General features: G+C 63.4%; 11 protein-coding genes. 7 read left to right on the top strand and 4 right to left on the bottom strand.

Features of this window, described 5'->3' with window-relative positions:
* Positions 1 to 59 precede the first annotated feature (59 nt).
* Entirely contained in the window at positions 60 to 1,289 is a 1,230-nt protein-coding gene (locus CWR53_RS17545) for an FAD-dependent oxidoreductase (protein ID WP_100852672.1), read from the bottom strand.
* 138 nt (positions 1,290 to 1,427) lie between these two features.
* Here CWR53_RS17545 and CWR53_RS17540 point away from each other — a divergent pair, with 138 nt between their 5' ends.
* Positions 1,428 to 2,363: a LysR family transcriptional regulator gene (locus tag CWR53_RS17540; RefSeq protein WP_100852140.1), complete on the top strand. Its 936-nt coding sequence runs from the start codon at positions 1,428 to 1,430 to the stop codon at positions 2,361 to 2,363.
* A 56-nt stretch (positions 2,364 to 2,419) separates the two neighbouring features.
* On the opposite strand, the gene CWR53_RS17535 is transcribed toward CWR53_RS17540, so the two are convergent.
* Together CWR53_RS17535 and CWR53_RS17530 are read right to left on the bottom strand one after the other, a co-directional pair.
* Positions 2,420 to 4,366 carry a bifunctional diguanylate cyclase/phosphodiesterase gene (locus tag CWR53_RS17535; protein WP_100852139.1) on the bottom strand — a complete coding sequence of 649 codons (1,947 nt, stop codon included), beginning with the start codon at positions 4,364 to 4,366 and terminating at the stop codon, positions 2,420 to 2,422.
* Positions 4,367 to 4,553: 187 nt separating this feature from the next.
* Positions 4,554 to 5,501 (bottom strand): AraC family transcriptional regulator, encoded by a 948-nt coding sequence (locus tag CWR53_RS17530; RefSeq protein WP_058604472.1) that lies wholly within the window; start codon positions 5,499 to 5,501, stop codon positions 4,554 to 4,556.
* A gap of 175 nt (positions 5,502 to 5,676) precedes the next feature.
* Here CWR53_RS17530 and CWR53_RS17525 point away from each other — a divergent pair, with 175 nt between their 5' ends.
* From CWR53_RS17525 to tadA, 6 genes are all read left to right on the top strand, one after another.
* Positions 5,677 to 6,111, top strand: coding sequence for a hypothetical protein (locus tag CWR53_RS17525; RefSeq protein ID WP_058604473.1), 435 nt, complete (start codon positions 5,677 to 5,679; stop codon positions 6,109 to 6,111).
* A gap of 16 nt (positions 6,112 to 6,127) precedes the next feature.
* Positions 6,128 to 6,787, top strand: a complete 660-nt coding sequence (locus CWR53_RS17520; protein ID WP_078479018.1) for a hypothetical protein — start codon at positions 6,128 to 6,130, stop codon at positions 6,785 to 6,787.
* Positions 6,780 to 7,457, top strand: coding sequence for a hypothetical protein (locus tag CWR53_RS17515; protein ID WP_058604474.1), 678 nt, complete (start codon positions 6,780 to 6,782; stop codon positions 7,455 to 7,457). The genes CWR53_RS17520 and CWR53_RS17515 overlap by 8 nt, the downstream gene beginning before the upstream one ends.
* On the top strand, positions 7,454 to 8,914 hold the full coding sequence (locus tag CWR53_RS17510; protein ID WP_100852138.1) for a M48 family metallopeptidase: 1,461 nt from the start codon (positions 7,454 to 7,456) through the stop codon (positions 8,912 to 8,914). The genes CWR53_RS17515 and CWR53_RS17510 overlap by 4 nt, the downstream gene beginning before the upstream one ends.
* A gap of 125 nt (positions 8,915 to 9,039) precedes the next feature.
* Positions 9,040 to 10,422, top strand: coding sequence for a multicopper oxidase family protein (locus CWR53_RS17505; RefSeq protein ID WP_100852137.1), 1,383 nt, complete (start codon positions 9,040 to 9,042; stop codon positions 10,420 to 10,422).
* Positions 10,422 to 10,901 (top strand): tRNA adenosine(34) deaminase TadA, encoded by a 480-nt coding sequence (gene tadA / locus CWR53_RS17500; RefSeq protein WP_100852136.1) that lies wholly within the window; start codon positions 10,422 to 10,424, stop codon positions 10,899 to 10,901. Before CWR53_RS17505 ends, tadA begins: the two co-directional genes overlap by 1 nt.
* A gap of 9 nt (positions 10,902 to 10,910) precedes the next feature.
* Here the strand turns inward: tadA and mltF are convergent, their stop codons facing one another.
* The gene (gene mltF / locus CWR53_RS17495; RefSeq protein ID WP_058604478.1) at positions 10,911 to 12,368 is read right to left on the bottom strand and encodes a membrane-bound lytic murein transglycosylase MltF; all 1,458 of its coding nucleotides are present in this window, start codon (positions 12,366 to 12,368) and stop codon (positions 10,911 to 10,913) included.
* Between the last annotated feature and the right edge of the window lie 150 nt (positions 12,369 to 12,518).

The following is a 12,518-nucleotide window of genomic DNA, read 5'->3' as shown; positions in this document are numbered from 1 at the left end:
ATGAATCGAGGGGGAATCAGCCAAATCCGCGCCCACCTCCTGATGTGCATGAAGCATCGTCATCCTCTCAAACGATAAACGCTGTCTCGGCCGTCTTCCGTCCATGGCGTATTGAGCATCGCTCCTGCCATCGGCAAACCCTGCGCCCACCCCGCAGCCAATACCTGCACGTCCCGCGCTGGGTCGCACGCACTGACCCTCGCATCACGCAACCGACACGTCTCGGCGTCCGTCGCGAACAAGGCACGCGCAAAGCCCCGGCCCTGTTCCGAAAGCCGTGCGGTTTTAGGGGCGCGCATCGTGGTAAATACCTCAAAAGCCTCGGTGGGTTCGTTGCCGGCAACGGCCAGGCAGCGAGCCAGGTGCCAGGCGTCTTCCAGGGCCTGGCAAGCGCCTTGCCCGGAGGTGGGCAATGGCGCATGCGCAGCGTCGCCGATCAACAGCACGTTCGCGCGGCTCCACGTGTGCAGCGGTTCCAGGTCGTGGACCGCGATGCGCCGGATGGCCTGTTCGGGGGTTGCCCGAATGATGCGTGAAACGGGCTCGGGCCATTGGGCGAACCTGTGCTCGACCTGCGCCCGATCATCGGCTTGGCCAGCCCCTTCGTTCAACGGGCATGCTTGCGCTGCGGCCCAATACACCAGGTCCGGTCGAACTGCCACCGCACCAAAGCGCTGCCCCGTTCCCCAGTAATCCTGGATCGACACATCGTCCACCAGCGCCCCCGACCCTTGTGCCACACCGATCCAGTTCACGAACCCTTGATAGCGCGGGGTGTTGTCACCCGCGACGAACTGGCGCGTCACCGAGGCCATGCGCCCGTCTGCACCGATCAGCACGTCCGGGCAGATGCGTGTACCAGTGTCGAAGCGGGCCATCGCCTTGCCTTGGGCATCCAGGTCGATGGCCATTGCCTGGTGCCCGAATTCGACTGCAATCCCCATCCGTCGTGCATGGGCGAGCAACACGTCCTGCAAATCCCGGCGCAGCACCGCAACGGTGGGGTAGCCCATGGTTCGGTCCAGCAATTCGATGTCCAGGCCTCCCAACGCATTGCCGGCTGCATCGTACCGGCGCATGGCAAGGGGCCTGCCGCCAACGGCCTGGATGTCCTGCAACACGCCGAGCTGCTCCAGCACGAAGCTGGCATTGGGCCAAAGCGTCACGCCGGCGCCTCCGGCTGCTGGCACCCTACGACGCTCAAAGACCCGCGGGCTGAAGCCCTGCTTGCGCAACGCCAACGCTGCGCTCAGCCCTGCAATGCCGGCACCCACTATCGCAATGTCCACGTTCCAGCCCTCCTTGTTCATCCGCTGCCCCGCGCCAGGTCACTGGACGCCTGGGGCAAAGGAGCATCGTAGATTTCCCCTTCCCAGATCACTAGCGTGCAAAAATGGGACGTTTTCATACCTCAGGTGGGATAGTCAGTGCGCAATGAACTGGATCTGAATGCAGTCCGTGTCTATGCAGCAGTGGTGGATGAGCAGAGCTTCGTTGGCGCCTCGCGTGTGTTGGCCATGCCGTCTTCGAATGTCAGTCGCCATGTCGCTTCACTGGAGCGACAGCTCGGTACGCGCCTGCTTGAGCGCAGCACCCGGCATCTGCGCATGACCGAAGCGGGGCGGCTGTTGTACGCGCGAGCCAAGCCCTTGCTCGACGCCTTGCGCTGCACCCAGGAAGAACTCGGTGCTGTACAGCGCGAGCTGCGGGGGCCACTCAAGCTGTGCATGCCGGGTGAGGCCCCGAGGCTATTGGCGCCCATCCTGGCCGAATTCTGCAGCCTGCACCCTGGCATCGAGCTTGAGTGCGATACCCGGGTGACTGGGCTGCAAGTGCTGCGTGAGGACGTGGACCTGTGCATCCTCTTTCACCGTGGCCGCCAGGACGACAGTGAGTTCATCACCTGCCAGCTCGCCTGCTTGCCGAGCATTGTGGTCGCTGCCCCGTCTCTGCTCGCGCGCACGGGTATCCCGCAGCACGTCCGAGCGTTGAAGTCGCTGCCTTGCATCACTACGCTCAGCGCGCTCGGAGGTCAGCCCTGGCAGTTTCAAGGCGCCAGGGGCGAAACCGTCAAGGTGCCGGTGCGCAGCCGTTACCGCGTCAACAGCGGTGAGTTGGCCGTGGCAGGCGCGCGGCAGGGGATAGGCTTTGCGATTGTGGCGGCTCATCCCTGCCAGGACGATCTGACGGCTGGCCGGTTGCAGGAGGTGGTGCTGGACCTGTGCCCGGCACCCTTGCAGTTGCTGGCGGCCTACAGCCACCGCCATTCAGTGACGGCGCGGGTGCGAGCCCTGCTGGCGTTCATGCAGGAGCGGTTGGCGGCGTTGCACAGCTCGCCAAGCGGTTCTGTCAGTGCAGGTTGATCAAGGCGAGAAGCGCGGTTACACCGGCAGGCTGTCACGGCCGAAAACGCGGCCAGTCAGATCGCCTGCACCCTGGCCAATTGCTCGGCCTCAAGCCACGCCCCGATCGCGTTGGGGCGCATGGGCTTGGAGAACAGGTAGCCTTGTGCCCAGGTGCAGCCCAGGGTTTTCAGGGTGCTGAGTTCTGCTGCGGTTTCCACGCCCTCGACGATGCATTCCAGTTGCATGTCCTGGCACAGCGCAATCAGCGACTTGACGATTTTCAAGCTGGCCGGGTTGAGCTGGATGCCGGTAACGAAGGTGCGGTCCACCTTCAGCTTGGTCAGCGACAACGCATGGATCTGGCTGAGGCTGGAGTAACCGGTGCCAAAGTCGTCCAGGGAAATGCCGCAGCCCAGCTCACGCAGGCGGCTGATGGCGCGCTGGGCCTGCGGCAGGTCCTGAATGGCCGCGGTTTCGGTGATTTCCAGGTCCAGGCACGTGGGGTCGAACCGGCTGCTCTTGATCAGCTCGACGATCTGCTGGGCGGCCTCTTCCGAGCCACAGTCATGGGTGGAGAGGTTGAAGGACAGGCGCATGCCTGCTGGCCAACTGGCAGCCGTGTCCAGTGCCTTGGTCAGCAGAGGCAGGGTGAGACGATTGACCATGCCGATGCGCTCGGCGATCGGGATGAAGTCACTGGGTGGCACATTACCCAATTCTGGGCTTTCCCAGCGCGCCAGTGCCTCGAACGCAACGGTTCGCTCGCTGCGGACATCCACGATGGGTTGGAACACCATGTGAAACTCGCGATCCAGGTCCGCCCTGCGCAGGGCCTGCTCGGTCAGCCCTTGTCGATTGAGTTGCTGGCGATGGGCAGCGCTGAACAGGCACGCCGTGCCAGGGCGATGACGCTTGCTCTGATACAGCGCGTAGTCGGCATATTCGTACGCTTGCGTGGCTGACGAAGCCTGATCTGGAAAGGTGGCGATGCCCAGCGACGCACTGATCTGAATGGGGATGTCCACCAGTACGAACGGCTCGCGCATGCGCGTGCAGAGCTTCTCGCCAAAGGCGCGTAGCTGCTCGTCATCCAGGGCCTGGGTGATGATCAGGCCGAACTCGTCGCCCCCCAGCCGGCTCAGATGCACACCGTGGTCGAGCATCCCGGTGAGGCGCTGACCGACCTGATACAGCAGCCTGTCGCCCACACTGTGGCCATACAGGTCGTTGACTGGCTTGAAGCCATCCAGGTCTATCAGCCCCACCGCCAGGCGAGTGTCCTGCTCGCCGGTATGGGTCAATAGCGTGTCGAGGCGGGAGAAGAACTGCCGGCGATTGGCAAGCCCGGTCAGGCTATCCAGGTTTGCCAGTTGCAGGTTTTCCTCACTGAGCCTGGCCGTCTGCGCCTGCATGTTCACCAGCCGGGTGAAATCGGTGTATTGCGCCTTGAGGATGACCAGCATGGCGATCGATACCAGCAGTACATCAAGCGCGGTGGCAATGAACGTGATGATGGAAGTGGAGGCGAAAAACACCACGAACGCCGTGTTGACCACGGCGGTAGTGGCCAAGGCCGCTGGCAACAGGTGCATCATGCAGAAAATGCAGCCGATCACGGTGATGGCCATGTAGAAAGCGACATGCGCCTGGGTGTAGCTGTCGCCATAGGGGAACAGCGCCAGCGACCAGGCCGTGAAGGCAACGGCAACGAAGGGTGCAAGCGTGTTGGTGCGCTTGAGTGCCGTGATCATCTGGGCCGGGCTGCGCACGCGCCTGCGGGTACGTATCCACTCCACGCCTCGGACCAGGCCGAACAACGTCATGATCATCGGGCAGTACACCACCAGCCAGCGCGGCGCCACCGTGAAGTGGGTGCCCGCCAGCATCAGCGTGTTGATCAGCAGGATGAAGTACATCATGGGCAGCTGGCGCGACAGCGCGATGTATTGCGCCTTGACCAGGTCGGGGTTGTCCTTGGGTACGGACATCAAAGCTCGCACGCCGAGCAGTGTTTTTTTCATCAGGCGACGCTCTGAAAATACAACCAGATAAATAACCGAACGGATTGCCTTTTTCAGCTCGAACCGAGCAGGACAGAACGCTGCTCTCACGGACCGTATCGGCCGAGCCTCTGGTTGCTGCAATCGTTCAGACTGGTGGCACTTTGATTTCGTTCCCGCCTGGCAACGCCACGGTGAGCAGCGCCGGTCATTCCGTGCCGGGGGTGTGCCCGAAATAGGCCTTGTAGGCATGGCAGAAGTTCGCCGGGTTGGCATAGCCGACGTGATAGGCGATCTGCGAAATCTGCCATTTGCGCTCCAGTACCAGGATGCGCGCAAGCTCAAGGCGCTGTTGGCGAATGTACTGCAGGATCGAACAGCCAAACTGCTGGCTGAAGGCTCGGCGCAGGGTGGTCTCGCTCACCTTCAGCTGCTTGGCCAGGGCGGCGACGGACGGCGGGGCAGTGGGGCTGGTGTCCAGCAGCCGACGCGTTTCCAGGGCCAGGTCACGGCGGCCACCGTCTTGCTGCGGCTCAGGTGTCAGGGCCTGGCCTGACAGATGGCTGGCCAGCTCCAGTACGATCCCCAGGCTCAGGCTTTCATAGTGCAGGCGGCGCAAGCTACCGCTGTAGGGTGAGCGATAGAGCTGCTGGAACAGGCGGCTGAGCGAGGGACACTGGGGCAACTGGTCGAAGTGCATGCCATCGGCCAGCAATGCCAGCAACGGATGAAACTGCGGATCGTCCTGGGCCAGCTCGCGCAATGCGTCACCGGCAATGCGCACGCCGGCCATGCGCGCATGGCTGTCGACCGGCAACTGGTCCTGGGCTTCAAGGCTCTCGCTCAGGCCAAGCACGTGCAGCCGACCGGTATCGTACTGGTTCAGCCTGCCATCGACCTTGTGCCGCCAGGCGCCGTCGAACACCTGCACGATGCACAGGCTCTCGGGCAGCACCTTGTCGATGCGCAGGGGCTCTGGAAAGTGCAGGTGGCAATCGAAGTACTGCAGGCCCTGGCGCACGGTCTGTGCCCGATAATGCCCCGTGGCACTGCCCATGACATGGGCGGCACGCGCATCCAGCACGCCTGCCTGGGCGAGGGAGCCAGGGCTGTCGAAACAGAAGGCGGTATCCAGGTAGGGGGTTAGCGATTGCATGCAGACTCGGTTTCTCGGTGGGGCAGCGTCGGCCGGAAATGGTAACGCGCGCACATTTTCGACAACAGTCGTTGTGACCAACCCGCTGTTTGTTGTGATGAACGGGCAACTGGGTTGGCAGCCTGCCTATTGAGTCCTTCAATACGCGTTTTGTTGCAGATCAGGAAACAAAATCATGTTCGCTTATCGGAAATGGGCCGCCTTGCTGGTTGCCGCGTTCACCCTGTGTATCGGTCAGGCCCAGGCCGAAGACCGCCCGGACGTAGCCAAGAACGTCGTCGCCTACCTGGGCACTGAAGGGGCCAAGGTGTGGACGCTGCGCATCGGCGATCGCGCCGCCAACGAGGCATTGGTGCAGGTGGAAGGCGTCGATCACGACTGGGATATGCGCATCCAGAAAATGCACGTCGAGAAAACCGCCAAGGATACCCGCTACTGGACCGACGTCGACGGCAAGAAATTCGTCGTGCTGATCATCCAGGGCATGTGGGGAGGTGAGCTGTACCTGCCGGGCGAGGCGCAGCCGCGTCAGGTCGGCTACTCGGAAGGTCTGTCGCACCAAGGCAATGCCGAGGCGTTCCTCACCGATTACCTGGCTGCCAAGAAATAACCGAGGGGTATCGATCATGAGTGAACATACCGATCCATTGGCCGACTTGTCCGGGTCGCTGGGCAATGACTACGACCAGTCGCGCACGGCCCAGCGCGAGCATGTCATTGCCGAGCTTCGGCAAGTGATTGAACGTGTGCCGGAGCAGAGCGAGTTCACCAACTCTCGTCGTTATCGCGTGTGGGGGCCAGTATTGCTGGTCGGTGCCCTGATTCTGTTCGGAATCGGCATCAGCATGCAGCGCACTGGGCCGATCGTGGCCACCGCCTTCATTGTGCTCATCGCCGCTGCCGTGACCTGGCAGCACCGCAACGCCGGTACCCAGGTGTTCATGCGCCTGACGCGCCGACAACTGTTCGTCGACACGTTGGACGCGCCGGTGGACTTGGCGCAGGTGCAGGATATCTCGGTCAAGGATGAAGGGCTGGTGATGGTGCAGACGCTGGAGATGAGCAGCGATGCCGTACTGCCTACCCACCGAGTGGTGAAGCTGCAGTTCTTCGGTAACCAGGCCATGGTGCTGAAAAAGCCGCGCCCCCAGGTTCGCATCATGTCGGCGGGGCTTGCGCAAAACGGGCGCAAGCTGTCCAACGAAGAAGTGCTGGCCGTACTGACGGCCTACTGCGATGCCGCCCATGCCCAGCGTCAGCTTGAGCTGCTGCAGGCCAATGGATAATACCGGCGCCAATGCCGACCTGACCTACCTGCAGGTAAATGCCGTCGGCCCCGATGAGTCGTTCGAGCTGCATGAACACTCGCTGGGCAAGACACTTTCGTGTGCAGTCATCGGGTTGGTGGCGATTGGGCTCGGTGGCTGGCTCGCGAGCCTGCCTATGCTCTTCGGTCCGCAGACCGCCAGCACAGTGAAGGTGCTGCTGTGGGCATTCGGCGCAGGGCTGGTCGGCATCGGGCTGGTGGCCCTGGTCAGTGCCTGGGCGCTGTACCAGCGCCATGGACGGTGCGCACTGGCGGTGACCCGTGACACGGTCGCTTTCGCCAACGCCTTGGCCCCAGTGCCATGGGAAGCGTTCGAAGGCTTCGATGTCGAACAGCGGCGGCTCAGTACGCACCTGGTATTCAGCCTCGCCGCGTTCGGCGCCGCGCCTGTCCTCAAGGCCCCAGGTTTCAAGGCGCTCGCAGCACCTGATGCTCAACTGATCGCCGGTGGCCTGCGGCTCAAGGTGTGGGCCTGCAACTTCACCCGGGCGGGGCGCAGGCTCGCGCTGGCAGAGCTGGTGGACGTACTCTACCCCTACCTGCAGGCAGCACAGGCCAGGCGCACCTTGGCACAGTTGTTCCCGGCCGTGGCTCGTCAAGGCGATGCCTTGCGGCGGGCTGCGCCATGAGCAACGGGGCCATACGGCTCTTCAGGCGCGTAGGCTGGGGCTTGACCCTGCTGTTGTTGCCGCTGCTGGTGCTGGGGTGGAGCCAGGTGCAACTCTGGCGCGTCGAGGTGGCCCAGGCGCAGGCACAGGCGATACGCCAGTGGCTAGATGCGCCAAGCGACACGCTTTTGCAGGCCCTGCCCAAGGCCGAACGTAACCCCTACATCCCCCAAGCAGACCGACGTGAGCGGCTTCAACGTGAGCTTGACCGTTATGAGGCGGGCCTTGGCGGGCAGTCTCTGCGCAAGGTCCTGGCCGTCACGAGCGGGCTGCTGGCGGTTCTGGCCTTGCTGACTGCGGTCGGGGCATGGCTCAGGCTCAGGCTGGACGCCTGGCGGGCGCTGCGCTCAATTGAGTTCTTGCAGCGGCACATGACCCAGCGTTGGCGTGCCCTGGGCAAGTGGCTAGTACTGCATCTGGGCTTGCTGGCTGCTGCGTTGAGCCTGGCCTTGCTGTACGAGCTGAGCGTTGCGACCAGCCGGGTGGCGGAGGGTGGGTTGACGGTGCTGTTCATCGTGCTGCCGCTGGCCTCGTGCGTGCTGGTCTGCCTGCAACTGGCCAGGCGGTTGCATCGACGCTGGCCGCTGGTGCTCGATCAGAGCACATCCTTTCTGGGCAGGGCGCTTGATCGGGACAGTGCACCCGGCGTATGGCGCTGGGTCGAAGGCCTGGCGGCGCAGCTTCAGGCACCGGTCCCCGACAACATCGTGGTCGGGCTCGACCAGGGCTTTTTCGTCACCAGCGTGCCGATTCTGCTTCAGCCTGCCGGCTTGCCGCTGACCGGGCGCACGCTGTACTTGCCGCTGCCTTACCTGGGCATGCTCAGCCAGGCGGAAGCTGGCGCGGTCATTGGACACGAACTGGGTCATTTCCGGCATCAGGACACCGAACGCGCGAGCCAGACCAACGCACAGTTCAGCATGATGCTTGCCCATTTCTCGGCACTGGTCGGCCACGACGAGCCCGCGCCATGGACGCAGCGCCCAACGCTGTGGATGGCCTGGCAGTTCCTGCACCATTTCCAGCGTGCGGTGCTGCATTGGGGGCGGTCGCAGGAGCTGCTGGCGGACCAGGCAGGTGCTGCAGTCGGCGGGCAACGGCTGTTCGCACAGACCCTGCTGCGCATCATTGCGCTGCAGCCTGCGGTCGATACGGTGCTGGCGACGTGTGGTGGGCAAGGCGTCGACCGAGCCTTGCCTGGCTACCTCGAGCGTCACCCGTTGCAGGTCGGTGACGAGGTGCTTAGTGCTGTCCTGGCGCACCCGTTCGACACTCACCCTGCAGCCGCTTCCCGCCTGCACGCATTGAATGTGGTGCCCGACCCGCCGCTGCTGTGCGCCGCTACCCGGGCGCCGGGCTTCGAGGAACGTCACTGGTTCGGCCAACTGTGCAAAGCGCCGCACGCGCAAGCCGATTGAGCGCTTCAGGGCACATCGGGCGATCATTCACTTAATCTTTCCCATTCGCAGGTGTATCGTATTCGCCCTTCCTCATCAGCGCCCGCTGGTGAACTGTTTGTGCCGAACACGAGGTACCCGCTGCGATGTCCTTCACCCGTCGACAAATGCTCAAGGGCCTGACCGGCCTGGTTGTGGTTGGCCTGGGCGCGGGGGGCGCCGCGCGGTACTGGCTGGGCAAGGTCGAAGATGACAATGCCGGCCATGACTACGAGCTGATCGCAGCGCCGCTGGACGTCGAACTGGTCCCTGGACATACAACCGAAGCCTGGGCGTTCGGGCCCAGTGCCCCGGGGACCGAGCTGCGCGTGCGGCAGGGCACCTGGTTGCGCGTGCGCTTCATCAACCACCTGCCGATCGAAACCACCATCCACTGGCATGGCATCCGCCTGCCGCTGGAAATGGATGGCGTGCCGTATGTGTCGCAGTTGCCGGTCAAGCCAGGGGAGTATTTCGACTACAAGTTCCGGGTGCCCGATGCTGGCAGCTACTGGTACCACCCCCATGTCAGCAGCTCCGAGGAGCTGGGCCGGGGCCTGGTTGGCCCGCTGATCGTCGAGGAGCGCGAACCTACCGGTTTCAAGCATGAGCGCACGCTCAACCTCAAGACCTGGCATGTGGACGAGCAGGGGGGCTGGATGCCGTTCAGCATCCCGCGCGAGGCGGCGCGCAATGGCACCGCAGGGCGGCTGATCACCATCAACGGTCAGGCCGATGCCGTGACCGAGCTACCGGCAGGGCAGGTGGTGCGCGTGCGCTTGCTGAACCTGGACAACACCTGGACGTACCGCATCAACCTCAAGGGCAACTGCGAAGCGCGGATCTACGCGCTCGATGGCAACCCCGTCACCCCCCGGCCATTGGAAGATGACTACTGGCTGGGGCCTGGCATGCGCATTTGCCTGGCGATCCGCATCCCCAACGCCGGTGAAGAGATTTCCCTGCGCGATGGCTTCGTGCGGCTGGGCACCCTGCGCGCGGTGGCCAACCCGGATGCGCCCAGCGACTGGCCGGCGGCGCTGCCGCCCAACCCCATCGCCGAGCCGGACCTGGAAAACGCCGAGAAGCTCAACTTCAACTTCGAGTGGGCAGGTAAAGTGTCGGTCGGCACCGACCAGGGCAAGCCGCCGAGCCTGTGGCAGATCAACGGCCAGGCCTGGGACATCACCGACAAGACCTGCGCCGATCGCCCTATCGCAACGCTGACCCAGGGCAAGAGCTACATTTTCGAATTGAAGAACATGACCCAGTACCAGCACCCCATCCACTTGCACGGCATGAGCTTCAAAGTGATTGGTTCCAACCGGCATGACATCAAGGAGCCGTGGTTCACCGACACCTACCTGCTGGGCAAGAACGAGCGCGCCCAGGTTGCGCTGGTCGCCGATAACCCAGGCACCTGGATGTTCCACTGCCACGTCATCGACCACATGGAAACCGGCCTGATGGCCGCGATCGCGGTGGTCTGATGCGACCGCAGATCATCGACCGCAGCCACGACCAGACCTACATGCGCATGGCGTTGGCATTGGCCGCCGAGGGCGCACAGCTGGGGGAAGTACCGGTGGGCGCCGTGCTGGTGCAGGACGGCCAGGTCATCGGCCAGGGCTTCAACCGCCCGATCACCGACAGCGACCCCAGTGCCCATGCCGAGATGGTGGCGATCCGCGCCGCAGCTCGCGCGGTCGGCAACTACCGCCTGCCTGGCAGCACGCTGTACGTGACCCTGGAGCCGTGCAGCATGTGCGCCGGGTTGATCGTGCATGCGCGGGTGATGCGCGTGGTTTTCGGCGCACTGGAACCCAAGGCGGGGATCGTGCAGAGCCAGGGCCAGTTCTTCGGGCAGGGCTTTCTGAACCACCGTGTGCTGGTGGAGGGTGGCGTGATGGCCGAGGCGTGCGGGCAAGTGCTCAGTGACTTCTTCAGGGCTCGCCGGTCCAAGCCGTGACGTGACCGGCTACAGCGGCGGTGACTGCTCTGCCGGTTTAGCCTTGTTCACACCCGGGACATGCAGGTTGCCCTCTGCCACCTGGCCTTCGAGCTGAGGCTGGGTAACCCAGGTGAGAATGTCGTAGTAGCGGCGGATGTTGGCGACAAAGTGCACCGGTTCGCCGCCCCGTGCATAGCCGTACTTGGTCTGGCGGTACCATTGCTTCTGCGCCAGGCGCGGCAGCATCTTCTTCACATCCAGCCACTTGTTGGGGTTGAGCTTCTCGCGCTTGGCCAGGGTGCGCGCGTCTTCCAGGTGGCCGCTGCCGACGTTGTAGGCGGCCAGCGCGAACCAGGTGCGGTCGGGCTCCTGGATGCTGTCGTCCAGCTCGGCCTTGATCTTCATGAAGTACTTGGCGCCACCCTTGATGCTTTGCTTGGGGTCCAGGCGGTTGGAGACGCCCATGGCCTGTGCGGTGCGCTGGGTCAGCATCATCAGGCCGCGCACGCCGGTCTTGGAGGTGACTTCCGGCTGCCACATGGACTCCTGGTAGCCGATGGCGGCCAACAGGCGCCAGTCCACCTGCTCGACCTTGGCATAGCTCTTGAAATGCTTCTCGTACTTGGGCAAACGTTGCTGCAGGTGCTGGGCGAAGGTGTAGGCGCCCACATAGCCCAGTACATCGACATGCCCGTAATAACGGTCCTTCAGACGCTGCAGGGTGCCGTTCTTCTGGGACTTGTCGAGGAATTCGTTCACCTCGTTCAACAAGCTGTTGTCCTCGCCTGCGGCGACAGCCCAGCGCTGGTCGCGGGACTCGCCCAGGTCGAAGGCCACGCGCACGTTGGGGAAGTACACCTGGTTCATGGCCAGTTCGTTGGAATCCACCAGGGTGAGGTCGATCTGCCCCTCGTCGACCATGCGCAGCAAGTCCACCACTTCCACGGCATCGGATTCTTCGTATTGCAGGCCCGGGTACTGTTTTTTCAGCTCGGCCAGTTGATCGGCGTGGCTGCTGCCCTTGAGCACCATGATCTTCTTGCCGACCAGACCTTGGGCGTTGGTCGGGCGCGAGCGGCCATTGCGGTAGATGACCTGAGGCGTCACCTCCAGGTAGGGGTGTGAAAACTTCGCCTGGGCCTGGCGCCGTTCGCTGCTGACAAGGCCGGCGGCTGCCAGCACCGGGCCGGACGGCTTGCCAAGGTCGTCGAACAGCTCGTCGAGGTTGTCGGCGGTCTCGATTTCCAGCTTCACGCCCAGGTCGTCGGCAAAATGCTTGACCAGTTCGTACTCGAAGCCGGTCTCACCGTTGCGATCCTGGAAATAAGTGGCCGGGCTGTTGCGGGTGATCACGCGCAGCACGCCGTCCTCCTTCACGCGCTCGAGGGTACTGGGTTTTTCAACGCAGCCACCAAGCAGCAGAAAGAGTCCGGTTGCGAAAAGCCATCTGGCGCAACGCTGGCGCAAAGCAGTGTGGGTGAACATAGGTTGCAGTATACGCAAAGGACTGGCCGTGCCATATCTCGACAACGGTTAGCTTGTCTGATAGCGCTTTTCAGGCGTTTGCTGTCTGATCGTGCCGTCCAGCGTTGTGTGCCAAGCCCGTTTGATGGGGCAAGCCCTGTAACAGAGCAC

Source organism: Pseudomonas sp. SGAir0191, from assembly GCF_002812565.2.
GTDB classification, from domain to species: domain Bacteria; phylum Pseudomonadota; class Gammaproteobacteria; order Pseudomonadales; family Pseudomonadaceae; genus Aquipseudomonas; species Aquipseudomonas parafulva_B.
Note: the sequence above shows the minus strand (reverse complement) of the source record. Positions and strands in the feature narration are given on the sequence as shown.